Genomic DNA, 23,550 nt, shown 5'->3' with positions numbered 1-23,550 from the left:
TAATTCACATTATTAAGAGAAGAGTGAAAATATGAACAAGTCAACGGGGAAGATACAACTTCCTTTACAAGCTATTTCATTAACAATGGGATTTGCAGCTTGGACGGCGATTTCTCCATTAATGCCGTTCATGACAGATTTTGAAATTACTGAAGGAGAAAAATCTTTAATCATCGCGATTCCAGTTATCCTAGGATCGATTTTAAGAATTCCTTTTGGGTACCTGACAAACGTTATTGGTGCTCGGTTAATCTTTCTGATTAGCTTTATATTCTTAATGTTCCCGATTTTTTACTTGAGTATTGCGAATTCAACTACTGACCTAATCATTGCAGGTTTATTCCTCGGAGTCGGAGGCGCAGTGTTCTCAGTCGGTGTGACAAGCTTACCGAAATACTATCCAAAAGAGCGTGCTGGGTACGCCAATGGTATGTACGGTTTAGGTAACTTAGGAACAGCGCTGTCAGCATTCTTAGCACCACCAATCGCAATGGCTATTGGTTGGCAATCAACAGTTAGACTTTACATGGTAGCACTTGGTATTATGATACTTGCAAACTTCTTCTTAGGAGATAAATTTGAGAAGAAAGTTAAAGCACCATTAAAAGAACAAATCATTCAAGTATCTAAAGACTACAAAGTCTACTTACTCAGTTTCTGGTACTTCATTTCGTTTGGATCATTCGTTGCATTCGGACTATTTTTACCAAACTATCTTGTAAGTACGTTTGACCTAACACCAGTTGATGCAGGACTCAGAACAGGTACATTCATTGCACTCGCAACTGTGTGTCGGCCTTTGGGTGGTATTTTAGGGGATAAACTCGCACCACTTTCAACGACGCGCACGGTGTTTATTGGCCTAATTATTGGAGCATTATTACTATCATCTAACCATCATATTTTCTTCTTTACGGTCGGATGTTTACTCGTTGCGATTTGTGCGGGACTTGGTAATGGACTAATTTTCAAACTTCTACCAATGTTCTACACGAAAGAAGCAGGGACAGTGAACGGTATCGTTTCGATGATGGGTGGACTCGGTGGATTCTTCCCACCACTGATTATCACATCAGTAGTAGCAAGCTTTGGAACAAGTAAACCAGCATTCCTTTTCTTGGCATTGTCAGGCATCATCGCACTGATTACAATGTTCTGGATGGGTAAAAAAGAAGAATCTGTGCAATAAAGTTGAGCCTAAAATTTAGGCTCTTTTTTTGTCTATATAACTATATGGTCAATTTTAGGAGGTTTGCTTTTTTTAAGGAGAAAAATATACGAATTATTTTGGTTTTTAGCTTAAAAAATTGTATAAAAATGGTCGCTGTGGTTCACTCTAGGTGAAAGCGAGGAATGCCTAATAAAAACCTTAGAGATAAAATCAGAGTCAGCGCTACTGATTTTAGAAAAACGTATGGATGTTACTGCAGAATTAAAAGCCGAAATGAGGCGTGTTGTAAGTGGTAAAAGTGGCGAAAGTGAGTTTTTAAATCGGTTAGTGGGTCTTGAAACTAAGCCGAAAATAATTACTGATTTTAGATTTATGTATGAAAACAGTGAGTGCCAGATTGATTGCCTCATCATTTACTCTGACGAAATTGTGATTGCTGAAGTGAAAAATTATCAGTCCGACTTTTATTTTGAAGCGGGACGATGGTTTTTATCTGGTAGTGGAAAAGAGGTGAGCAGTCCTCTAGAGCAGGCAAATAGAGCTGCGCGTATGCTCCGGAATATGTTGAGTGAAGCGAGATTTCGTATTGCTATTTCTGAGTATGTTGTTTTTATCAACAAGAACTTTGTGCTGTACGGCGCGCCCCGAGATGCGCGGATTATCTTCCCAAATCGAGTGGACCAGTTTTTAAATTTACTCGATAAAAAGAATGATTCCCCGTCGGCAAGGACGGTTGCAGTGGAGCGAGCATTGCTAGAGAGACGTCTCACCGAATCTCGATATGGCTTTAGAATTAAGGTGACCCGAGACCAGATTAGGAACGGGGTTACCTGCACAAACTCTAGGTGCCGCGGGTTCATGGAAGTAGAGAATCGCCGTTTTATTTGTAGAAGTTGTGGCTCTCTGGAAACAATGGAATCTGCCGTCATTCGCATGACCCGAGACTTCAAAGCTTTATTTAAAGAAGCTAAAATCACAGTACCTGCGATAGAAGAGTGGATGGATTACGGGGTTTCTATAAGAACTCTACAAAGAATTTTAGCAAAAAACTTTGAGAGAATTGGTAACAAGAGAAGCACTGAGTATTTACTAGGAAAAAATGACAAATTAAGTTTTGAGCGCCAAAGTTAACAAAAAACCCATAGTTTGACGCATAACACGAATTTGTGCGCCAAAGTCAACAAAAAAACCCATAGTTTGTCGCATAACTCGAATTTGAGCGTCAAAGTAACTGAAAAACAAGAAAGTTTGACGCATAAGTAAAAGCAACCATCAAATTTTTTCATCAGAAAGTTGCGACGCACAACATTACCAGTATTACCATCGAATTTCAGCGGCCCTCCATCATCTAGCCTGCTACTCACATCAGCCCGTTTGTTTTTATCTTCTACAACATCGGTCAATCTCAATTTATTGTACCAAAACACCATACTGGTGTAGTATAATTTTAAGGTAAACATTGAAAAGAACGGACGTGTAGCAATGTCGGAATCTGATAAAAACAAGGAACACGAGGGGCAAAAGTATGAGACCTTCGATTCACTGTATAAGAATAATACGACAAAGGATTTAACTGCTAGAGCGAAATCGCTTCGCCTAGAGAACTATAGTAAATTAAACAAAAAGGAACTTGTCCTCGCAATCTTAGAAGCTGAGATGGAAAAAGATGGCAAGTATTATATGGAAGGTATCTTGGATGATATTCAATCGGATGGTTACGGCTTCTTAAGAACGGTGAACTATTCTAAGGGTGAAAAAGATATCTATATTTCTGCGTCACAGATCAGACGCTTTGAACTCAAAAAAGGGGACAAGGTGACTGGTAAGGTGCGTAAGCCAAAAGAGAAAGAAAGTTATTACGGATTACTGCAAGTAGACTTCGTGAACGACCTCAACGCTGAGGAAATTAAGAAACGTCCTCACTTCCAGGCATTAACGCCTTTATATCCAGATGAAAGAATTCACCTCGAAACGGAATCAAGAAATTATTCAACTCGTATTATGGATCTCGTTACACCAATTGGTTTTGGTCAACGTGGTATGATTGTCGCCCCACCAAAAGCAGGTAAGACGTCAATCCTTAAAGAGATTGCGAATTCTATTTCAACAAACCATCCTGATGCGAAACTTTTCATCTTACTCATTGGGGAGCGTCCTGAAGAGGTAACGGATATTGAACGTTCGGTTGAGAATGCTGAAGTTGTGCATTCTACATTCGATGAACACCCGACCCACCACGTGAAAGTCGCTGAACTTTTACTCGAGCGTTCTAAACGTTTAGTGGAAATGGGCGAAGACGTGATTATCTTAATGGACTCAATTACAAGACTCGCACGTGCATATAACTTAGTTGTACCACCAAGTGGTCGTACGTTATCAGGGGGTCTAGACCCTGCGTCACTCCATAAACCGAAGGCATTCTTTGGTGCAGCACGTAATATTGAAGCGGGTGGTAGCTTAACAATTCTTGCGACTGCTTTAGTAGATACAGGCTCACGTATGGATGATATGATCTATGAGGAGTTCAAAGGCACGGGTAACATGGAACTTCATCTTGACCGTGGTCTTGCGGAACGTAGAGTGTACCCAGCGATCGACATTAGGCGCTCAAGTACACGTCGTGAAGATTTGCTTCTTAAAAAAGAAGAACTCGAGGTATTATGGCAGCTTAGAAACTTATTCACAGATGCACCAGACTTTACGGAACGTTTCTTAAGAATTGTAAAGCAGACGAAATCAAACGAAGAATTCTTCGATGAACTGCGTCATAGAATGTTAGAAAGTGCAAAGTCTGGCAAGCCTGTAATCTAATGATTTTTTACGAAAGAATTCTGTGCAATACTGTTGATTTATGGTTAATATCCATGTATAATATTCTAAGTATTGTAGGGGAAAACCCAGAAAAACTCTGTTCCAGATGGTTCAGGGCATAAGGAGAATGTTATTTATGAAACAAGGAATTCATCCAGAATACCATAGAGTTAACGTAATTTGCTCTTGTGGTAATGAATTTGAAACTGGTTCAACATTAAACGATGATATCAAAGTAGAAGTTTGCTCAGAATGTCATCCATTCTATACAGGGCGTCAAAAGTTCGCTTCTGCTGACGGTCGTGTTGAACGCTTCAACAAGAAGTTTGGTCTCAAATCAGCTAACGAAGAACAATAAGATTTCTAGAGTCGTACTGAGCTATTCAGTACGGCTTTTTTTATGTGAAAAATATCTTTATGCCTATGGTATAATGAACTAACGAAACTATATAAAGGACGCGTGCAAAGTTATGTTTGATCAATTAGAAATTATTGAAAATAGATACGAACAATTAAACGAATTATTAAGCGACCCTGACGTGGTGTCAGATCCTAACAAATTAAGAGAATATTCGAAGGAGCAATCAGACCTTCAAGATGTCGTTGATGTTTATCGTGTATATAAAGGTCATAAAGAAACGATTGAAGAATCTAAAGAAATGTTGAATGAGACAGATGACAAAGAGATGATTGATTTACTTAAAGAAGAGATTTCAGCATCTGAAAAAGCGTTACCTGGCTTAGAAGACGAGCTTAAAGTATTGCTTATTCCAAAAGACCCAAACGATGAAAAAAACGTTGTCATGGAGATTCGTGGTGCAGCAGGTGGAGATGAGGCACAAATTTTTGCTGGTGACTTATTCCGCATGTACTCACGTTATGCTGAAGCACAAGGGTGGAAAACGGAAATCGTTGATGCGAGTGCGTCAGACCAAGGTGGTTACAAAGAGATCAGCTTCATGATTAATGGTCATGGGGCGTACTCTAAACTGAAGTACGAAAACGGTGCACACCGTGTGCAACGTGTACCAGATACAGAATCTGGTGGACGAATCCATACATCAACTGCGACAGTTGCGGTACTTCCAGAAGTAGAAGAAGTCGAAGTAGAAATTAAAAACGAAGACTTAAAAATTGATACGTACCGCTCAAGTGGTGCCGGTGGTCAGCACGTTAACACAACGGACTCTGCTGTACGTATCACACACTTGCCGACCGGAACAGTCGTGACGTCACAAGATGAAAAATCACAAATCAAAAACAGAGAAAACGCAATGAAAGTATTGCGCTCTAGAATTTATGACATGATGCAACAAGAAGCTCAAGATGAGTATTCTGCGCAGAGAAAGTTAGCAGTAGGTACAGGTGACCGATCTGAACGTATTCGTACGTACAACTATCCACAAAACCGTGTGACAGATCACCGAATCGGTCTAACAATCAATAAACTCGACCAAATCATCGACGGTAACTTAGACGAAATCTTCGACGCATTAGCAATCGAAGAACAAACATCCAAACTTGAAGAATTAAATAATGCTGAGTTTTAATGAGGCGTTAAAAGAAGCGAAAATAGCGCTAGGAAAGCATCACAAAGAAACGCGCATCGCTTCTCTTCTATTAGAAGATATGTTTCAGATGGACCAAGTCGCGCTGATGATGCGTGGTACAGAAACTATTTCAGATAACGCTCTAAAATCCTATCGTGAAGCGGTTGAACGAGTTATAGAAGATTATCCATATCAGTACATCACAGGGCGCGCACACTTTTATGGAAGAACGTTCAAAGTAAACAGTCACACGTTAATTCCAAGAAATGAAACAGAAGAGCTTGTGTATCATGTATTAGACAAGGTGAAGTCAGGCAAGATCGTTGATATCGGTACAGGCACTGGTGCTATAGGTCTAACGTTAAAGCTAGAAAACAAAGCGTTAGATGTCTACGTTACAGATATCAGTAGTGACGCGTTACGTGTGACAAAACAAAATATGGACGCACTTGATGCAAAGGTCACGATATTAAACGGAGATATGCTGAAACCATTAACAGATAAAAACATCAAAGTTGATGTGTTAATCTCAAATCCGCCGTATATTGCGGAATCAGAAACAGACGAAATGAGTGCGAGTACTGTGAAGTACGAACCACATTCAGCGCTGTTTGCTGAAGAAGATGGACTATATTTTTATCGAAATATAATAGAAGGTTTAGAGTTTGTCTTAAACACAGATGGCAAAGTATTTTTTGAAATTGGCTACAAGCAAGGAGAGAAAGTAAAAGATTTATTCCTTTCCAATTGGCCGAAATCGAAGGTCCAAGTGATTAAAGACATCAATGGGCAAGATAGAATTATTTATGCAGAGTGGGTGAAATGATGACGACAAGAAAATGGAAACTAACATCAAAAGATATAGAAGAGCCGATTTCAGAAGAAGTGAAAAATACTTTAGAAGAAATAAAAATTGCGCTCACATACGGTGAAGTGATTGGATTACCTACAGAAACAGTATATGGTCTTGCTGGTGATGCGAGAAATGCTGAAGCGATTCATAAAATTTTTGTGGCTAAAGGTCGACCTGGTGACAATCCATTAATTGTACATATTCATGACACAAAACAGATGGAAACATTTGTTGAACCTGTCCACGAAAATGTAAAAAAATTGATGGAGGCCTTTTGGCCAGGACCAATCTCTTTTATCCTACCTTTAAAAGGAGATTACATCTCATCAAACGTCGTTGCAGAGCTCGACAGTATTGCGGTGCGCATGCCGAGCCATCCGGTGGGGCGTAAAGTGCTTCAATATGCGGATATCCCACTCGCTGCACCAAGTGCGAACTTAAGTGGAAAGCCGTCTCCGACGAGCTCCGACCATGTATATGAAGATTTAGACGGAAAAATCTATGGTGTGATCGAAAGCGAGCCGGCGGAATATGGTCTAGAGAGTACTGTGTTAGATTGCACGCAGTTCCCTTACCGCATAGCACGGCCGGGAGCAATTTCAATTACACAGTTACGCGAAGTGCTAAAAGAAGATATTGAGCGTCATAGAGATACATCTGAGCGTCCGATTTCTCCAGGTATGAAATATAAGCACTACGCACCAAGACAGCCACTCACAGTATTTTTTGGAAATATGAACGCAGGTTCTAAAGCTCTTCCTTATGATAAAAACAAGAAAACCGGTGTAATTGCACCTGAAACAATGAGAGAATACTTCAAAGAAGATGTTGTATTTGTAAGCTTGTGTAAGGATGAGGCGAGCTATAGAGAAGCATCAAAAAATTTATACGCAGCACTCAGATTTATGGATAGCTCTGATGTGGAAGAGATTTTTATCTATGGATTTGATATGAATGACGAAACAGAAGCGCTCATGAATCGAATTTACAAAGCGACAGGAAACACTGTCATTAGAGGGTGAACATGATGAAGGATATCATTTTTGTTTGTACGGGTAACACATGTCGCAGTCCGCTCGCTGAAAGTTATGCAAATACTCACGTTGAAGGCAAGAGTTTCGGGTCACGCGGACTTTCTGTGATGAGTCGAAGCACTAATATGAAGTCTCTAAAAATTATTGAGCGAGAATCTTTAAAAATGCCATCACTGCCACGACAATTGACAGATGAAGACACGAAAAACTCTATTTTAATTACAATGACTTCAGGTCATAAGATGCAAATACTGATGAATCATCCAAATGCAAATGTGTATACACTAGGCGAACTTTCTGGTGAAAACACTGATATTAGTGATCCGTATGGTGGAACTGAAGCGGATTATGAATATACGTATCAAGAATTAAGACGATTTATCGACAAAATTGACTTTCAGTCTGATATCTTTTGAATCAGTAAAGAGTGATAGATATAATAATGTGTAGGAGATGATTGTGTGAAAGTTATCATAGGTTCAGATCACGGTGGTTTTAATCTTAAAAAGAGTGTAGTCGAACATCTAGAAGATAAAGGGATTGAAGTCAAAGACGTTGGTCCTTTCAACCTAGATTCAGTGGATTATCCGGATTATGCAAAACCAGTTGCAGAAGCTGTACAAAATGGTGAATACGACCGTGGAATTTTAATTTGTGGCACGGGAATCGGAATGAATATTGCAGCAAACAAATACAAAGGTATCAGAGCAGCACTTGTTCACGACACGTTTTCAGCACATGCAACGAGAGAACATAATAACTCGAACATCTTAAATATGGGTGAGAGAGTAATTGGTCAAGGACTTGCCTTAGACATCGTTGATATTTGGTTAAATACTGAATTTGAGGGTGGTAGACATGAGCGAAGAATTGAGAAAATTGAAGGATGAACTAGATCAGATTGTTGAAGAGTTAGAAGAGATAGACTTTTTCTTTAAAGGTGCACAACTTGTTATTGGGTGTTCTACATCTGAAATTATTGGAGAGCATATCGGTAAACACAGTTCTATGCCTGTAGCTGAAGTGGTTTTCGAAGCGTTCCATGATATTCAAATAAAGTACGATTTACATCTACTTTTCCAAGGATGCGAGCACATTAACCGTGCATTGACTACAGCGCGTAAAACAAGTACTGAGTTTAACTACGAGGAAGTTTCAGTTGTACCTCATAGAGGTGCTGGTGGAAGCTTGAGTGAAGTTGCGTACAAAAATTTGGATAATGCTGTAGTAGTAGAGTTTGCAAAGGCAGATATCGGTATCGATATCGGACAAACATTGATTGGTATGCATATGAAACACGTTGCAGTTCCTGTTCGAATACCTAGTAAGGTTCTCGGTTCTGCACATATAACACTAGCGAAAACACGTCCAAAACTCATTGGTGGCGTACGTGCGCAATATAAATGATTACATATCAAAAAAGGAGAGTTTTGAAATGTCTTACATCGAAAAAAACGACAAAGAACTAAATGATGCAATTCAGAAAGAGTTTAACCGACAAAATAACAACATCGAGCTGATTGCTTCTGAAAACTTTGTTTCTAAAGCAGTGCTAGAAGCACAAGGTTCTATCCTTACAAATAAATATGCAGAAGGCTACCCTGGTAAACGTTACTATGGTGGATGTGAATTTGTTGATATCGTTGAAGATTTAGCACGTGATCGCGCGAAAGAAATCTTTGGTGCAGAACATGCTAACGTTCAACCACACTCAGGTTCACAAGCAAATATGGCTGTTTATTTCTCAGTGTTAAAACCTGGAGATAAGATTTTAGGTATGAATCTAAGCGACGGTGGACATCTAACTCATGGTGCACCTGTAAACTTCAGTGGTAAATTGTTTAACTTTGTAAACTATGGGGTTACAAAAGAAGAAGAAGCAATCGACTACGATGAATTAAAAGAAGTTGCAATTAAAGAGCAACCGAAGTTAATCGTTGCAGGTGGTAGCGCGTATTCACTTAAGATTGATTTCGAGAAATTCCGTGAAATTGCAGATGAAGTTGGCGCATACCTAATGGTTGATATGGCACACATCGCAGGCCTTGTGGCTGCTGGGCTTCATCCGAACCCAGTACCATATGCAGACTTCGTGACTTCAACTACTCACAAAACGTTACGCGGCCCACGCGGCGGACTGATTTTAACTAAAAGAGAGCACGCTAAGAAAATTGACTCAAACATTTTCCCAGGAATTCAAGGTGGCCCATTAATGCACGTAATCGCAGCGAAAGCAGTTGCATTCGGCGAAGCATTAAAACCTGAATTCAAAGAATATCAAGAACAAGTCATCAAAAATGCGCAAACTCTAGCAAACCGTCTACAAGAAAATGGTCTACGTATCATTTCTGGTAGAACTGAAAACCATTTACTATTAGTAGATACTAAAGGATTTGGTTTAACAGGTAAGGCAGCAGAAGAAGCGTTAGACGAAATTGGTATTACATGTAACAAAAACACAATTCCATTTGAAACTGAGTCACCATTCGTAACAAGTGGTTTACGTATGGGTACTCCAGCGATGACAACTCGTGGTTTCAAAGAAGACGATATGTTAGAAGTGGCAGATTTAATTATTGAAACTCTAACACGTCACAAAAATGGGGAAAGCTTAGACGGACTTCACAACAAAGTTGAAGCTCTAACAAGCAAATATCCACTTTACGAAGACTAATCTATATTTTTTCGGAGGCACACTATGTCAAAAGTACAAGTAATGGACCATCCATTAATTCAACACAAACTCGGTTATATCAGAGATAAAAATACGTCAACTAAAGAATTCCGTGAACTCGTGGACGAAGTAGGTATGTTAATGGCGTATGAAGTAACTCGTGACTTAACATTAGAAGATGTTGAAGTTGACACACCAATTCAAACGACTACAGCTAAGAGACTCAGCGGTAAGAAAATCTGTCTTGTACCAATTTTACGTGCAGGACTTGGAATGACTGACGGAATTCATAGCTTAATTCCATCAGCACGCGTTGGTCACGTGGGACTTTATAGAGATCCAGAAACACTAGAGGCTGTAGAATATTACGCAAAATTCCCTAAAGACATTGAAGAGCGAGATATCTTAGTTATTGACCCGATGCTTGCTACTGGTGTAAGTGCAATTGAAGCGATTGACGCAGTTAAAAAACGCGGTGCAACTAAGATCAGATTCATCTGTCTAATTGCAGCACCTGAAGGTGTTGAAGCGTTAAAAGAAGCACATCCAGATGTAGATATCTACATTGCAGCTTTAGATGAAAGACTTGACGAAGACAGCTACATCATTCCTGGTCTTGGTGACGCAGGAGATAGACTATTTGGGACGAGATAATATGAAGAAAATTATGGTGGTGTTCGGGACGCGTCCAGAAGCTATAAAAATGGCGCCACTTGTACACGAATTACAGAAAGACGAACACTTAGAGCCAATAGTTGTTGTAACAGCACAACATCGTGAAATGCTCGACCAGGTTTTACAGATATTTGACATAAAACCAGATTATGATTTAAATGTGATGCAGAGAGATCAAACACTCTCTAGCATCACTTCACTTGTATTAACACGTATTGAATCCGTCATTAAAGAAGTAAAACCAGATATGGTTTTAGTTCACGGTGACACAACAACAACATTTGCAGGAGCACTCGCTGCGTTTTATCAAGAAATTGATGTTGGTCATGTAGAAGCAGGGCTAAGAACGTATCAAAAATATGCACCTTATCCGGAAGAACTTAATCGTCAGATGACGACGAGACTTTCAGACCTTCACTTTGCTCCGACTTCACTTTCAAAAGAAAACCTAATCAAAGAAAACGTAGATGTATCTAAGATTTTTGTTACAGGAAATACGGTAACAGATGCACTTCATACAACAGTTCGAGATGAATACAAGAGCGAAATTCTAGATCGACATAAAGATAAAAAAATTGTTCTCTTAACGGCGCACCGTCGTGAAAATCTTGGAGAAAAAATGGAGAATATCTTTAAAGCAGTTAGAGATATTGTAGATAAACACACGGATACTGTTGTTGTTTATCCGATGCATAAGAATCCGAAGGTACGAGAACTTGCGATGAAACACCTTTCACATGACCGCATTGAGCTCATAGAACCACTCGATGTCATTGATTTTCATAACTTCGCGTCAAAGAGTTATTTAATTTTGACAGATTCAGGTGGTATTCAAGAAGAGGCGCCTTCACTCGGTAAACCTGTTTTTGTATTACGTGACGTAACAGAACGACCAGAAGGTGTTGAAGCGGGAACATTGAAACTTGTTGGTACAGACAGAGAAAGAATTTTTAAAGAGGCAGATACGTTGTTAAAGGATGTTGAAGCCTATAAAAATATGTCCGAACTTCGAAATCCATACGGTGACGGAAAGGCTTCTAAACGTATAGTGGAAGTCATTAAATATCACTACGGTTTAAGTTATGGATATCCAAAAGAATTTTGAATGTACAACTTTAGGTGTATTTCCTAATTTGGTTGACACTGAGGGTAGTAATTCGTTAAAATTTAATAGGTATGTAAAAGCTTTCTTTTCATATTGATTTACTGTAGGAGACGTTTTCTAAGTGACTGTATTTAAAGCTTTTTTAAGACATTTCGTGATATATTTCGCTATTTTTCTATTTCTATTTTTAGCGTGGTACTTCATCACAAAATCAAGCATTGCACTTGGGTTAATCCTCGGTACAGTGATATCGGTTTTTATGGCATTTAGTTGGTATGTTAGCTTGAGGCGAGCTTATGATGAACACACAACAAACATCAGGACAGGCTCGGCCACAAGAGTAATATTGGTAATTCTCGCATGTTTAATATGGTATAAATTTAGTGCATACATCAATATCTTTGGTGTTCTTCTAGGACTATTACTTACATATGTACTAATAACATTTCATGCGATAACTACTCAAATTTTTAGAAAGAGGTGAAGAAATGGATCACGGAACTCCAACGTTTCAGACAAACTTGTTTGGTATACCAATCGTTTTCGATTTAGCCACTTGTTTTATGATCGTTGTAACCAGTTTGATTGTCTTTTTTATACTGTTCTTTATGACACGTAAACTTTCAATCAGACCTACAGGGAAGGCACAGGTTTTAGTAGAGTGGCTTATGGACTTTGTACGCGGTATTATCACAAGCAACATGGCTTGGCGTGATGGCGGGCGATTCCACTTCTTAGCACTCACATTAATTGTGTTTATCTTTGCAGCGAACTTAATTGGTATACCATTTACATTCGTTGCTCCTGACGCGGAACACACGTTATGGTGGAAGTCACCAACAGCAGACCCAACTGTTACATTAACACTTGCGGCACTGATGATTGTTATGACTCACTATTATGGTGTTAAAGCTAGAGGATTTAAAGAATACGCAAAAGATTATGCAAAACCACTACCATTCTTAGTTCCAATCAAGATTTTAGAAGAGTTTACTTACAACTTAACTCTTGGATTGCGACTATACGGTAACATTTTTGCAGGTGAAATTTTACTTACACTCCTTCTTGGATTAGTCACATCAGGCTCTGTTATTGCAGCAGTTGGTGGATTTATTCCAATGATGGTATGGCAAGGATTTAAGACGTTCATCGGAGCGTTACAAGCATTTATTTTCGTTATGTTATCAATGGTGTATCTGTCTCACAAAGTGAGCGAGGACCATTAATATAAAATTAAAAAATATTATTCAATTTTCTTAGGAGGAAATTTTAATGAGCTTATTAGCAGCTGGTATTGCGGCAGGTTTAGCAGCACTTGGTGGTGCGATTGGTATCGGGTTAGTAGTTTCGAAAACAGTAGAAGGTGTAGCACGTCAACCTGAGTCACGTGGTCCATTAATGACGATTATGTTCATCGGTCTTGGTGTAGTAGAAGCCGTGCCAATTATTGCGATCGTTATTGCATTCTTATTACTATTCCAATAATTAGTATATATAGGCGAAGTCTCAAGAGATTTCGCCATATCTTTATGAACTTAAGTCTATGTGAACTTTCTTGAAAGGAGTGTACATAAGTGGATCTAATTATTTTAGGCGCTGCAGGTGAGACTATGGCAACAGCTTTTGGTACATCACTTGTACTATTAGTCAGTTTTTTAGTACTACTCGGTGCGCTTTCCTACTTTGTATGGAATCCAGTTAAAAAAATCATGGATGACCGTGAACAAGCCATCCACGACGATATACAGAATGCTGAAGACAGCAAAAAAGATGCGTCTCGCTTACGTGATGAGAATGAAGCACTCTTAAAACAAACACAATCTGAGATTTCAGAGATGTTTGAGAATTCTCGTAAACAAGCGATCGCAGAACAAGAGCTTATCATCAAAGAAGCCAATGACCGTGCGAGCCATATGATTACAGAAGCAAAAGCGGATATTGAGCGTGAAAAAGAAAGAGCTATGCGTGAAATCAACGATCAAGTTGCAGATCTATCTGTATTAATCGCTGAAAAAGTGATTCAAAAAGAATTAACTGCAACAGATCAACAAGATCTCGTGAAAAAGTACCTACAGGAAGCAGGGGATAGATAATGACTGAGGCAGCAAGACAGTATGCCGATGCACTGTTTCAAGTAGTAAAAAAACACGAAGCGCTAGATGATACGCTGACAGAATTCGATGAAGTATTAAAAGCAGTAAAAACTGTAGATCACTTCTATGAGTTTATGACGAACCCACGTATCTCAAAAAACACACGTTTAGAAGCAGTAAAAACTGCTTTTAAAGACGTGAATCCATACTTACGAAATCTTATTCTGATTCTAACTGAAAAGAATCGTACAGTATTATTACCAAGCATTAAAGACGAATACGAGTTACTCTATGACGAATATAACAATCAGGCGAGAGTTACAGTAGAATCTGTTTATAAATTATCAACAGATGAGTTAGACGAATTAGGTAAGATCTTCATAGCTAAAACTGGTTATGAAAAATTACTTATCACAAATAAAATCAATAAATCTCTTCTCGGTGGATTCAGAGTACTGATTGGTTCTAAAGTATATGACGAATCAATCCTTAACCAACTGAACGGTATCCGTGATAGATTTAAACGAATTAAGAATAATTAAGGAGTGAGATTTCTATGGCAATCAAGGCTGATGAAATTAGTGCTCTCCTAAAATCCCAAATAGAGAACTATGAAGCAGACTTACAAGTATCAGACGTTGGTACAGTTATTGAAGTTGGTGACGGTATTGCCGTTGCTCATGGTTTAAACGATGCGATGGCTGGAGAATTACTAGAATTCCCTAGTGGTGTACTAGGCTTAGCTCAAAACCTTGGAGAAGGCGATGTTGGTATCGTTATTCTTGGACCATATCAAGATATTAAAGAGGGCGATGAGGTTAAACGTACAGGTCGTATCATGGAAGTACCTGTAGGTGAAGAACTCATTGGACGTGTAGTTAACCCACTTGGTCAACCTATCGATGGTAAAGGACCACTTGGAACTACAAAAACACGCCCAGTAGAAAGCCCAGCAACTGGAGTAATGGATCGTAAATCAGTATTCGAACCATTACAAACTGGAATTAAAGCGATCGACGCTTTAGTACCAATCGGACGTGGACAACGTGAATTAATTATCGGTGACCGACAGACTGGTAAAACAACGCTTGCAATCGACACAATTCTTAACCAAAAGAATGAAGATATGATTTGTATCTACGTTGCGATCGGTCAAAAAGAATCTACAGTACGTTCAACAGTAGAAACTTTCCGTCAAAATGGTGCATTAGACTATACAATCGTAGTATCTGCAGGTGCATCTGAACCAGCTCCATTACTATACGTAGCACCATATGCGGGGGTTGCAATGGGTGAAGAGTTCATGTTCAACGGAAAACACGTACTTATTGTTTACGATGACTTATCTAAACAAGCACAAGCGTACCGTGAGATGTCATTATTACTTCGTCGTCCACCAGGCCGTGAAGCATACCCAGGTGACGTGTTCTACTTACACTCTCGTTTATTAGAGCGTGCAGCAAAATTAAACGATGAATTAGGTGGCGGATCTATCACAGCTCTTCCATTCGTAGAAACACAAGCAGGGGATATCTCAGCATTCGTACCAACAAACGTAATCTCAATTACAGATGGTCAGATTTTCTTACAATCAGACCTATTCTTCTCTGGGGTTCGACCAGCAATCAACGCAGGTCTTTCAGTATCACGTGTAGGTGGTTCTGCTCAGATCAAAGCGATGAAAAAAGTAGCGGGTACACTGCGCTTAGACCTTGCAGCATTCCGTGAACTTGAAGCATTTGCTCAGTTCGGTTCTGACTTAGATGAATCAACAGCAGCGAAACTTAAACGTGGTCAACGTACAGTAGAAGTGTTAAAACAAGGTGAAAACAAACCACTACCAGTAGAACAACAAGTTGTTATTCTATATGCACTAGTTAATGGATACCTTGATGACATCGAAGTTAAAGATATTAACAGATTCGAAGATGAATTCTTAAGCTGGTTAAAATCTAATAACGAAGGTCTTCTTAACAAGATCCGTGAAACTCATGATTTACCAGACAAAGATGAGTATGATACAGCAATTACAAGCTTCAAAAAGCTTTTTAGCTCAAGCAAATAAATGACCCATTATTAGAAAAAGGATGGTGAAATCATGGCTTCATTAAGAGAAATAAAAGGTCGTATTACTGCAACTGAAAAAATGAGTCAGCTTACTAGTGCGATGAACATGGTAGCGAACTCTAAGTATGCGCGTTCTGAACAGAACACGAAGAAATTCCGTCCGTACATGGACCGCATGCAAGAAACAGTTCAAGCGATTGCGTCTAGTGGTGCAGGTAACTTGCATCCAATGCTGCAAGAGCGTCCAGTAAAACGTGTTGGTTATCTTTTAATCACAAGTGATACAGGTAAAGCAGGTCCTTATAACGCGAACGTTATGAAGGCGATTACGACACAAATCCATGAACGCCATAAAGGTAACCAAGATGAGGTATCACTTCTTGTCTTAGGTAAGATTGGTTATGACATTTTAAAAACACGTAACTACAAAATCGATGATTTCCGAATCGGGTTACCTGATCAGCCATCATTTTCGGATGTGAAAAAAATTGCACATGCCTCTATTAGAGGTTTTGAAAGAGAAGAAATCGACGAACTCTATATCATTTATAACGAATTCGTATCGATTCTTGAACAGAATGTAAAAGTAAGAAAACTCTTACCAATGTCAGAATCTGACCTTGAAACACAATCTGAATTCTCAAGTCTCGCAACTTATGAATTTGAACCTGACAAGGAATCAATTCTAGAGACTTTATTACCACAATATGCAGAAGCAATTATCTACGGCGCATTACTTGAAGCAAAAACAAGTGAACACGCTGCTCGTATGACAGCTATGAAGGCTGCTACAGATAACGCAAACGAATTGATTGGCGACTTAACGCTTTCTTATAACAGATTAAGACAAGCGGCAATCACGCAAGAAATTACTGAAATCGTAAGTGGTGCACAAGCACAACAATAAAAAATAATTATAGGAGGAACTCTAATGGCTTTAGGACACGTGGTCCAAGTTATGGGACCAGTTGTTGACGTGCGTTTTGAAGAAGGAGAACTACCTGAATTAATGAACGCTCTCACAATCGATCACAAAGAAGAAGGTCAACAAGCAATCGAACTTACATTAGAAGTTGCACTTCACCGTGGAGACAACATTGTAAGAACTATTGCGATGAGTTCTACAGATGGATTACAACGTGGTATGGAAGTTGTTAACACAGGTAACCCAATCTCTGTACCAGTAGGTAACATTACTCTAGGTCGTGTATTCAACGTATTAGGTGAACACATTGACTTAGGTGAACCAATTCCAGAAACTGAACTTAGAAACCCAATTCACCGCGAAGCACCTCAGTTTGAGGATCTTTCGGTGTCTGTTGAAATTTTAGAAACAGGTATCAAAGTAGTAGACTTATTAGCTCCATATACTAAAGGTGGTAAAATCGGTCTATTCGGTGGTGCCGGTGTAGGTAAAACTGTATTAATTCAGGAGTTAATCCACAACATTGCACAAGAGCACGGTGGTATCTCTGTGTTCGCAGGTGTAGGGGAACGTACTCGTGAAGGTAACGACCTTTACTTCGAGATGGAAGAATCAGGAGTTATCAGCAAAACTGCAATGGTATTCGGACAAATGAACGAACCACCTGGAGCACGTATGCGTGTTGCATTAAGTGGTTTAACAATGGCGGAATACTTCCGTGACGTAGAAGGACAAGACGTACTTCTATTCATTGACAACATTTTCCGTTTCACACAAGCAGGTTCAGAAGTATCAGCACTTCTCGGACGTGTACCATCTGCCGTTGGTTACCAACCAACACTTTCAAGTGAGATGGGACAACTGCAAGAACGTATTACGTCAACAAATAAAGGATCAGTTACATCTATCCAAGCGGTATTCGTACCTGCCGATGACTATACTGACCCAGCGCCAGCGCAAACTTTCGCACACTTAGATGCGACAACAAACTTAGAGCGTAAAATCTCTGAAATGGGTATTTACCCTGCGGTAGACCCATTAGCATCAACATCTCGTGCACTTTCACCAGCAGTAGTTGGTGAAGAGCACTACAATGTAGCGCGTGAAGTTCAATCTACTTTACAAAGATATCGTGAATTACAAGATATCATTGCAATCTTAGGTATGGATGAGTTATCAGAAGAAGATAAAGCCCTAGTAGGCCGTGCACGTCGTGTACAATTCTTCTTATCTCAAAACTTCCACGTGGCAGAACAATTCACTGGTCAAAAAGGTTCATACGTACCTGTTCAAGAAACAGTACAAAACTTCAAGGAAATCCTTGAAGGTAAATATGACCACATTCCAGAAGATGCGTTCCGTCTTGTAGGTAACATTGAAGAAGCTCTCGAAAAAGCACGTCAAATGGGTGCAGAAGTTTAAACAGGGAGGTTAGACAATGAGTACAATTGCATTAGATGTAGTTACTCCTAACGGATCTGTGTTTAAAGAAGAGAATTGCGAAATTATTATTCTCCAAGCCAAACAGGGAGAGTTAGGTGTCATGGCTGGGCACATTCCAACTGTTACACCATTAAAAATTGGAAGCGTCAGAGTCAAAATCAATGGTGAGTATGAATATCTTGCTGTTACTGAAGGGTTTGCAGAAGTCAGACCTGACCGCGTAACAGTGCTTGTTCAAGCAGGCGAGTTTTCTGATGAAATCGACACGGACAGAGCAAGAGCTGCTAAAGAACGTGCCGAAGAGCTATTAAAACAATCTGAAGCTGAACATATCGATGAAGTTCGTGCACACCTTGCACTAGAACGTGCAACGAACAGACTCAAAGTTGCTCAATATAATTAATAAAAAAGTCTAAGGGAAACCTTAGACTTTTTTTAAGGGAGTTTTTAAATATGGTTGCATCACAATTAGCACTCATGCATATTATCTTGCACATTGTGTGTACGATATTTGCATTTTATCTATTAGACTGCTTAAATATAGAAGTGTTATTTAAAAAGAGCCAACCAGAAAAGATTAGGCTTGTTTTAATCTTATTAGCAATTTTACTTGGAACTTCTCTGAGTAATTTTATTATGGATTTATTTACAGAGATCCAAATGGTGGGGTTATGGTTTAGCTAGGGTAATTGCTTTACAGTAGCCTGTTATCACTATAGAATTAAGGTATATATTGATATTTTTATGGAGTGAGAGTATGGAAAGAATTATCGTTAAGGGTGGAAGAAAGTTAAGTGGTTCAGTTAAAATTGAAGGTGCAAAAAATGCAGTATTGCCCATCCTTGCAGCCTCTCTCTTAGCTTCTGAAGGACAGTCTGTGATTCGGAATGTACCGGAACTTTCGGATGTTTCAACATTAGCAGATCTACTTTCGATTTTAAAAGCAGATGTTGAAGTAGATAAAACTAAGGTCATTGTAGATGCGAGCAATGAGTTAAGTACGCATGCACCGTACGAGCTTGTAAGCAAAATGCGTGCATCAATGCTTGTTATGGGACCTTTACTTGGACGTTATGGTAAATGTGAAGTTGCAATGCCTGGTGGATGTGCGATTGGTTCTAGACCGATTGAACAACATCTTAAAGGTTTTGAAAAAATGGGTGCAACATTCAATACAATGGATGGTTTTATTGAAGGTAAGGTAGATGGTAGACTTAAAGGTGCTAAAATCTTACTTGACTTCCCAAGTGTAGGTGCGACGCAAAACTTAATGATGGGTGCAGCACTTGCTGATGGTATTACTGTTATTGAAAATGCTGCGATGGAACCAGAAATTGTAGACCTTGCAAACTATATCAACCGTATGGGTGGTAAAATTAGTGGTGCAGGTACTGGACGTATGAGAATCGTCGGTGTCGAAAATCTTATTGGAACAAAACATCAAGTGATTCCAGATAGAATTGAAGCAGGGACATTCATGGTTGCTGCAGCAATTACTAGAAGTGAGATTGAAATTCAAAATGTTGTCATCGAACACTTAAGTGCGGTTGTTTCTAAATTAGAAGAAATCGGCGTTCGTTTTGTTGAAGATGGAGAAAATGTCCGAGTGATACCGAACGAAGTATTAAAAAGCGCAGATATTAAGACGTTACCTCACCCTGGATTCCCAACAGATATGCAGAGCCAAATGATGGCGTTACTTTTATCTGTTGAAGGTACAAGCATCTTAACTGAAACTATTTTTGAAAATAGATTTATGCATGTCACTGAATTTAATAGTATGAATGCCGATATTTCATTACAAGATAATCATGCAGTCATTCGTGGGGGACGTGAACTCCACGGAGCACGTGTGAAGGCGACTGACTTAAGAAGTGCAGCGGCACTAGTCTTAGCGGGTCTTGTAGCGGAAGGCTACACAATTGTGACAGAGCTTAAGCACCTTGACCGTGGATATGTAAACTTCCATGGAAAACTAGCAAAATTAGGTGCAAACATTGAGCGCGTATCTGACGAATCAGAAGATGAGTAATAAAGGAAGTGTGATGAATTTGGCAACGAATACGGACAATAAGAAACTCGTACATCGTAAATTCCCACTCTTAGTTAGAATTTTAATATTTCTATATGTTGCGCTCATGTTATCTATCATTGGACTGATGATCGGTTATGGTATTTTAGATAATCCATTTGAAGTATTCAGAATAGAAACATGGGAACATATTATTAATTTAACGAAGGAATGATGAATGTGTTAACGTACGATCAAATTAAAGCGATTATTCCGCATAGACCACCATTTTTACTAGTAGATAGAATTACAGAACTTGTACCTGGTGAGAAATGTGTAGGATTAAAACAAGTATCAGGTAACGAACCGTACTTCGTGGGTCACTTCCCAGAATATGCAGTAATGCCGGGTGTTTTAATCGTAGAGGCTCTAGCACAAACAGGTGCAGTCGCATTATTACAACAAGATGAATTCAAAGGAAAGTTAGCATTCTTCGCAGGAATTGATAAGTGTAGATTCAAACATCAAGTGACTCCAGGAGATACTCTAGAGCTTTCTGTTGAAATTACTAGAATTAAAGGACCAATTGGTAAAGGAAACGCCGTTGCAAAAGTAGACGGTAAAGTTGCTTGCCAATGTGAAATTACATTTGCTATTAGTGAACCAGCTGAGTAAATTATACTCAACTGGTTTTTTTGTTATTTAGAATTTTAAATTTATAGGTTGCAATGAGGGAGATACAGTTTGTTAGAAGTTGCATGTTTTTATCTTTCTAATATACCAAATTTAGTGTTCTGCATTTTGCGATAAGTTTACGTCTCTAATATAGTATATATTAAGAAAGGAGAACTGATCTTGATATCGAAATATAGTTATCGATATGCCTCTCTTGTAAATTCAATAAAAGTTTCAACTTCCCCTCAAACTTAAGAATTTCACATTGGTTACTGTTAGTTAATGTTACAAACGCTAATAATACCTCACTTTCATACTCACAACTCAAAAATAAACAACTTATTTTTACGAAGCGCGGATAAAAATAGGTTGTTTTTATTTTTATCGTGTAACATAATCCTATAACATTACAATTATCTGACATTATACATAAATGAATAAGTACGTGTAACCATTGGCATAATAACGTTTAGAACATATTTATATTATTTATTAAAAAACAAAAGTGTTAATATGACATTAAGAATTTGTAAAGCAACATCTATGTAATGTTACGGTAACACAATACGAAATCTTTTATATTACTGTAACCTATGTAACTTTTTTTCATGATAGTATTATAAACAGTTAGTTGAGGGATGCCTCGACGGAGAAACATAAGACAATCACGAACTTTTATATATATTATCAACGTACAATTATTGGAGGATTTTTTACATGAAGAAAAGTATTATCAGTTTAGGTGCAGTAGCATTAGTATCAGGCGCGATCGTTGCAAATGAAGGGAATGCAGAAGCTGCAACTCATAAAGTTAAAAGTGGAGATACATTATCAGCAATTGATGTAGAGTACAACACTACAGTTAAAGAAATTAAAAAAGAAAACAAATTAGATTCTGATTTAATCTTCACTGGTCAAGAACTTAAAATTGATGACTTAAAAGTTGAAACTAAAGAAGAAACAAAAACTCATAAAGTAAAATCTGGTGACACTGTTGCTAAATTAGCTGAAAAATATGAAGTTACAGTAGCAAACATCGTAGCATGGAACGAGTTAAAATCAGCTGACTTAATCATGGTTGGTCAAGTATTAAATGTTTCTGAGCCAGAAGGATTTGTTGAAAAAGCACCAGTTACTACTGAAGCACCCGCTCAACAAAACCAAACTGTTTCAAACGCTAACTACTCACAACCAAAACAACAAACACAGCAAGTTCAACAAGTCCAACAACCAGCTCAACAGCAACAAGTCCAACAACCTAAACAACAACCAGTTCAACAACAACAGGTACAACAGCCTAAACAACAACCAGCAGCACAACAACAATCAGGTGGCGGCTTAAACTGGTCAGCACTTGCTGCGTGTGAATCAGGCGGTAACCCAGGAATCGTATCTGCAAATGGTATGTACCACGGTCTTTACCAATTTGACGTTCAAACTTGGAGATCTGTTGGTGGATCAGGACTTCCATCACAAGCATCTGCTGCTGAACAAACGAAAAGAGCACAAATTCTATACAACCAAAGAGGTTCTAGTCCATGGCCTGTATGTGGTTCAAGACTATAATAGAATTTTAAAATATACTTTGCCCAAGCCACGCTTGGGCATTTTTTTATTTAAGTAATGATATATACTTGTGTTATGATTAAAAAAAGGAGAGATCATATGTCACATATACCTATTGCTTTAACAGTTGCCAGTAACGACCCAACAGGTGGGTCAGGCGTTATCGCAGATATTAAAACGTTTCATAAATTCGATGTTTTCGGTATGGCGGCAATAACAAACTTAACTGCACAAAACTCTCAAGGCATTCATGAAATTTTAGAAATTCCACCAGAATTTTTAGAAGGGCAACTGTCTAGTATTTTTTCAGATGCCATTCCTTATGCCATGAAATCTGGGATGATACCGAGTGCTGACATGGTAGATATTATTAAGAAATACATAAAAGGATACGACATCCCATTCGTTTTGGATCCCTTTATCTTCTCAAAAGAAGGTAAGCGAATTATTACTGAAGAAGTGCAACACAAACTTGCAACGGCGCTATTACCTTTTGCGAGTGTTGTTACGCCAAACGTTCAAGAGACTGAGGCCATTACTGGTATTGAGATAAATACAGAGTCAGATATTAAGTCAGCTGCGAACGTTTTCCTTAAAGAGATTGGTGTGAAAAGCGTGCTGATAAACGACAGTCAACTGACAGGTGAGGCATGTGATTATCTTTATACGCGCACAAAAGAAGTGAAGCTCACTGGTCCGATAATAAAATCGAAAAACTTACGTGGAGTAGGGAGTACATTTTCTGCAGTCATTACAGCAGAGCTCGCGAAAGGGCAAGATTTAGAGCAATCATTTAGAAAAGCTAAGATGTTTGTAACGAAAGCAATTGAAAGTGGAATTGATATTGGTAAAGGCAACGGTCCAATTAGTCATTTCATCGATCTTTAATTTGTTAAA

At 38.7% G+C, this 23,550-nt stretch carries 28 protein-coding genes; all 28 read left to right on the top strand.

Features of this window, described 5'->3' with window-relative positions; translation table 11 throughout:
- The first annotated feature begins 31 nt into the window (after positions 1-31).
- The 28 genes from IEU51_RS06845 to thiD all read left to right on the top strand — a co-directional run bounded on the left by IEU51_RS06845 (position 32) and on the right by thiD (position 23,541).
- On the top strand, positions 32-1,189 hold the full coding sequence (locus tag IEU51_RS06845; protein WP_186084667.1) for a nitrate/nitrite transporter: 1,158 nt from the start codon (positions 32-34) through the stop codon (positions 1,187-1,189).
- A gap of 225 nt (positions 1,190-1,414) precedes the next feature.
- Entirely contained in the window at positions 1,415-2,302 is an 888-nt protein-coding gene (locus IEU51_RS06840; protein ID WP_186084665.1) for a nuclease-related domain-containing protein, read from the top strand.
- A 351-nt stretch (positions 2,303-2,653) separates the two neighbouring features.
- Positions 2,654-3,982, top strand: coding sequence for a transcription termination factor Rho (rho, locus tag IEU51_RS06835; protein ID WP_186084663.1), 1,329 nt, complete (start codon positions 2,654-2,656; stop codon positions 3,980-3,982).
- A gap of 136 nt (positions 3,983-4,118) precedes the next feature.
- Positions 4,119-4,340, top strand: a complete 222-nt coding sequence (gene rpmE, locus IEU51_RS06830; protein ID WP_186084662.1) for a 50S ribosomal protein L31 — start codon at positions 4,119-4,121, stop codon at positions 4,338-4,340.
- A 112-nt stretch (positions 4,341-4,452) separates the two neighbouring features.
- Positions 4,453-5,532 (top strand): peptide chain release factor 1, encoded by a 1,080-nt coding sequence (gene prfA / locus IEU51_RS06825; RefSeq protein ID WP_186084656.1) that lies wholly within the window; start codon positions 4,453-4,455, stop codon positions 5,530-5,532.
- On the top strand, positions 5,519-6,358 hold the full coding sequence (gene prmC / locus IEU51_RS06820; RefSeq protein WP_186084654.1) for a peptide chain release factor N(5)-glutamine methyltransferase: 840 nt from the start codon (positions 5,519-5,521) through the stop codon (positions 6,356-6,358). The genes prfA and prmC overlap by 14 nt, the downstream gene beginning before the upstream one ends.
- Complete coding sequence (locus IEU51_RS06815) at positions 6,358-7,407, top strand: L-threonylcarbamoyladenylate synthase (RefSeq protein WP_186084822.1); 1,050 nt, start codon at positions 6,358-6,360, stop codon at positions 7,405-7,407. Before prmC ends, IEU51_RS06815 begins: the two co-directional genes overlap by 1 nt.
- A gap of 2 nt (positions 7,408-7,409) precedes the next feature.
- The gene (locus IEU51_RS06810) at positions 7,410-7,835 is read left to right on the top strand and encodes an arsenate reductase/protein-tyrosine-phosphatase family protein (RefSeq protein ID WP_229713904.1); all 426 of its coding nucleotides are present in this window, start codon (positions 7,410-7,412) and stop codon (positions 7,833-7,835) included.
- A 45-nt stretch (positions 7,836-7,880) separates the two neighbouring features.
- Complete coding sequence (gene rpiB / locus IEU51_RS06805) at positions 7,881-8,309, top strand: ribose 5-phosphate isomerase B (protein ID WP_186084652.1); 429 nt, start codon at positions 7,881-7,883, stop codon at positions 8,307-8,309.
- Complete coding sequence (locus tag IEU51_RS06800) at positions 8,278-8,826, top strand: TIGR01440 family protein (protein WP_186084650.1); 549 nt, start codon at positions 8,278-8,280, stop codon at positions 8,824-8,826. The genes rpiB and IEU51_RS06800 overlap by 32 nt, the downstream gene beginning before the upstream one ends.
- Before the next feature lie 28 nt (positions 8,827-8,854).
- Entirely contained in the window at positions 8,855-10,093 is a 1,239-nt protein-coding gene (gene glyA / locus IEU51_RS06795) for a serine hydroxymethyltransferase (RefSeq protein WP_186084648.1), read from the top strand.
- A 24-nt stretch (positions 10,094-10,117) separates the two neighbouring features.
- Positions 10,118-10,747 (top strand): uracil phosphoribosyltransferase, encoded by a 630-nt coding sequence (gene upp / locus IEU51_RS06790; RefSeq protein ID WP_186084646.1) that lies wholly within the window; start codon positions 10,118-10,120, stop codon positions 10,745-10,747.
- A gap of 1 nt (position 10,748) precedes the next feature.
- On the top strand, positions 10,749-11,873 hold the full coding sequence (gene wecB / locus IEU51_RS06785; protein ID WP_186084645.1) for a non-hydrolyzing UDP-N-acetylglucosamine 2-epimerase: 1,125 nt from the start codon (positions 10,749-10,751) through the stop codon (positions 11,871-11,873).
- Between the two features lie 121 nt (positions 11,874-11,994).
- Positions 11,995-12,357, top strand: a complete 363-nt coding sequence (locus IEU51_RS09440) for an ATP synthase subunit I (RefSeq protein ID WP_186084643.1) — start codon at positions 11,995-11,997, stop codon at positions 12,355-12,357.
- Between the two features lie 4 nt (positions 12,358-12,361).
- A complete protein-coding gene (atpB, locus tag IEU51_RS06775; RefSeq protein ID WP_186084641.1) occupies positions 12,362-13,099 on the top strand; it encodes a F0F1 ATP synthase subunit A in 738 nt (245 codons plus the stop codon).
- Positions 13,100-13,145: 46 nt separating this feature from the next.
- Positions 13,146-13,358 (top strand): F0F1 ATP synthase subunit C, encoded by a 213-nt coding sequence (atpE, locus tag IEU51_RS06770; RefSeq protein ID WP_186084639.1) that lies wholly within the window; start codon positions 13,146-13,148, stop codon positions 13,356-13,358.
- 89 nt (positions 13,359-13,447) lie between these two features.
- Positions 13,448-13,966 (top strand): F0F1 ATP synthase subunit B, encoded by a 519-nt coding sequence (locus IEU51_RS06765; RefSeq protein WP_186084637.1) that lies wholly within the window; start codon positions 13,448-13,450, stop codon positions 13,964-13,966.
- Positions 13,966-14,508, top strand: coding sequence for an ATP synthase F1 subunit delta (gene atpH, locus IEU51_RS06760; protein WP_186084635.1), 543 nt, complete (start codon positions 13,966-13,968; stop codon positions 14,506-14,508). Before IEU51_RS06765 ends, atpH begins: the two co-directional genes overlap by 1 nt.
- Positions 14,509-14,522: 14 nt before the next feature.
- Positions 14,523-16,031 carry a F0F1 ATP synthase subunit alpha gene (gene atpA, locus IEU51_RS06755; protein WP_186084633.1) on the top strand — a complete coding sequence of 503 codons (1,509 nt, stop codon included), beginning with the start codon at positions 14,523-14,525 and terminating at the stop codon, positions 16,029-16,031.
- 33 nt (positions 16,032-16,064) lie between these two features.
- Positions 16,065-16,940 (top strand): ATP synthase F1 subunit gamma, encoded by an 876-nt coding sequence (gene atpG / locus IEU51_RS06750; RefSeq protein ID WP_186084631.1) that lies wholly within the window; start codon positions 16,065-16,067, stop codon positions 16,938-16,940.
- Between the two features lie 24 nt (positions 16,941-16,964).
- The gene (atpD, locus tag IEU51_RS06745) at positions 16,965-18,380 is read left to right on the top strand and encodes a F0F1 ATP synthase subunit beta (RefSeq protein ID WP_186084629.1); all 1,416 of its coding nucleotides are present in this window, start codon (positions 16,965-16,967) and stop codon (positions 18,378-18,380) included.
- A 16-nt stretch (positions 18,381-18,396) separates the two neighbouring features.
- Entirely contained in the window at positions 18,397-18,804 is a 408-nt protein-coding gene (locus tag IEU51_RS06740; protein ID WP_186084628.1) for a F0F1 ATP synthase subunit epsilon, read from the top strand.
- A 50-nt stretch (positions 18,805-18,854) separates the two neighbouring features.
- Positions 18,855-19,085 carry a DUF1146 family protein gene (locus IEU51_RS06735; protein WP_186084626.1) on the top strand — a complete coding sequence of 77 codons (231 nt, stop codon included), beginning with the start codon at positions 18,855-18,857 and terminating at the stop codon, positions 19,083-19,085.
- Between the two features lie 73 nt (positions 19,086-19,158).
- Complete coding sequence (murA, locus tag IEU51_RS06730; protein WP_186084624.1) at positions 19,159-20,433, top strand: UDP-N-acetylglucosamine 1-carboxyvinyltransferase; 1,275 nt, start codon at positions 19,159-19,161, stop codon at positions 20,431-20,433.
- Complete coding sequence (locus tag IEU51_RS06725; protein ID WP_229713902.1) at positions 20,426-20,647, top strand: DNA-directed RNA polymerase subunit beta; 222 nt, start codon at positions 20,426-20,428, stop codon at positions 20,645-20,647. The genes murA and IEU51_RS06725 overlap by 8 nt, the downstream gene beginning before the upstream one ends.
- Positions 20,644-21,087 (top strand): 3-hydroxyacyl-ACP dehydratase FabZ, encoded by a 444-nt coding sequence (gene fabZ / locus IEU51_RS06720; RefSeq protein WP_186084620.1) that lies wholly within the window; start codon positions 20,644-20,646, stop codon positions 21,085-21,087. Before IEU51_RS06725 ends, fabZ begins: the two co-directional genes overlap by 4 nt.
- A gap of 717 nt (positions 21,088-21,804) precedes the next feature.
- Positions 21,805-22,653 (top strand): transglycosylase family protein, encoded by an 849-nt coding sequence (locus tag IEU51_RS09410; protein ID WP_186084618.1) that lies wholly within the window; start codon positions 21,805-21,807, stop codon positions 22,651-22,653.
- 99 nt (positions 22,654-22,752) lie between these two features.
- Positions 22,753-23,541 (top strand): bifunctional hydroxymethylpyrimidine kinase/phosphomethylpyrimidine kinase, encoded by a 789-nt coding sequence (gene thiD / locus IEU51_RS06710; protein WP_186084616.1) that lies wholly within the window; start codon positions 22,753-22,755, stop codon positions 23,539-23,541.
- Positions 23,542-23,550 lie beyond the last annotated feature (9 nt).

The sequence above is a fragment of the Phocicoccus schoeneichii genome, assembly GCF_014635565.1.
Taxonomy (GTDB): Bacteria; Bacillota; Bacilli; order Staphylococcales; family Salinicoccaceae; genus Phocicoccus; species Phocicoccus schoeneichii.
This window is presented reverse-complemented; position numbering and strand designations above follow the sequence as displayed.

Coding starts and splice junctions, on each gene's coding strand:
- IEU51_RS06740 (WP_186084628.1), top strand. CDS start 18,397: ATGAGTACAATTGCATTAGATGTAGTTACTCCTAACGGATCTGTGTTT.
- rho (WP_186084663.1), top strand. CDS start 2,654: ATGTCGGAATCTGATAAAAACAAGGAACACGAGGGGCAAAAGTATGAG.
- murA (WP_186084624.1), top strand. CDS start 19,159: ATGGAAAGAATTATCGTTAAGGGTGGAAGAAAGTTAAGTGGTTCAGTT.
- IEU51_RS06840 (WP_186084665.1), top strand. CDS start 1,415: ATGGATGTTACTGCAGAATTAAAAGCCGAAATGAGGCGTGTTGTAAGT.
- atpB (WP_186084641.1), top strand. CDS start 12,362: ATGGATCACGGAACTCCAACGTTTCAGACAAACTTGTTTGGTATACCA.
- IEU51_RS06845 (WP_186084667.1), top strand. CDS start 32: ATGAACAAGTCAACGGGGAAGATACAACTTCCTTTACAAGCTATTTCA.
- rpmE (WP_186084662.1), top strand. CDS start 4,119: ATGAAACAAGGAATTCATCCAGAATACCATAGAGTTAACGTAATTTGC.
- atpG (WP_186084631.1), top strand. CDS start 16,065: ATGGCTTCATTAAGAGAAATAAAAGGTCGTATTACTGCAACTGAAAAA.
- IEU51_RS06735 (WP_186084626.1), top strand. CDS start 18,855: ATGGTTGCATCACAATTAGCACTCATGCATATTATCTTGCACATTGTG.
- atpE (WP_186084639.1), top strand. CDS start 13,146: ATGAGCTTATTAGCAGCTGGTATTGCGGCAGGTTTAGCAGCACTTGGT.
- IEU51_RS06725 (WP_229713902.1), top strand. CDS start 20,426: ATGAGTAATAAAGGAAGTGTGATGAATTTGGCAACGAATACGGACAAT.
- thiD (WP_186084616.1), top strand. CDS start 22,753: ATGTCACATATACCTATTGCTTTAACAGTTGCCAGTAACGACCCAACA.
- IEU51_RS09410 (WP_186084618.1), top strand. CDS start 21,805: ATGAAGAAAAGTATTATCAGTTTAGGTGCAGTAGCATTAGTATCAGGC.
- fabZ (WP_186084620.1), top strand. CDS start 20,644: ATGATGAATGTGTTAACGTACGATCAAATTAAAGCGATTATTCCGCAT.
- prmC (WP_186084654.1), top strand. CDS start 5,519: ATGCTGAGTTTTAATGAGGCGTTAAAAGAAGCGAAAATAGCGCTAGGA.
- IEU51_RS06810 (WP_229713904.1), top strand. CDS start 7,410: ATGATGAAGGATATCATTTTTGTTTGTACGGGTAACACATGTCGCAGT.
- atpH (WP_186084635.1), top strand. CDS start 13,966: ATGACTGAGGCAGCAAGACAGTATGCCGATGCACTGTTTCAAGTAGTA.
- IEU51_RS06815 (WP_186084822.1), top strand. CDS start 6,358: ATGACGACAAGAAAATGGAAACTAACATCAAAAGATATAGAAGAGCCG.
- upp (WP_186084646.1), top strand. CDS start 10,118: ATGTCAAAAGTACAAGTAATGGACCATCCATTAATTCAACACAAACTC.
- prfA (WP_186084656.1), top strand. CDS start 4,453: ATGTTTGATCAATTAGAAATTATTGAAAATAGATACGAACAATTAAAC.
- glyA (WP_186084648.1), top strand. CDS start 8,855: ATGTCTTACATCGAAAAAAACGACAAAGAACTAAATGATGCAATTCAG.
- atpA (WP_186084633.1), top strand. CDS start 14,523: ATGGCAATCAAGGCTGATGAAATTAGTGCTCTCCTAAAATCCCAAATA.
- IEU51_RS06800 (WP_186084650.1), top strand. CDS start 8,278: ATGAGCGAAGAATTGAGAAAATTGAAGGATGAACTAGATCAGATTGTT.
- wecB (WP_186084645.1), top strand. CDS start 10,749: ATGAAGAAAATTATGGTGGTGTTCGGGACGCGTCCAGAAGCTATAAAA.
- atpD (WP_186084629.1), top strand. CDS start 16,965: ATGGCTTTAGGACACGTGGTCCAAGTTATGGGACCAGTTGTTGACGTG.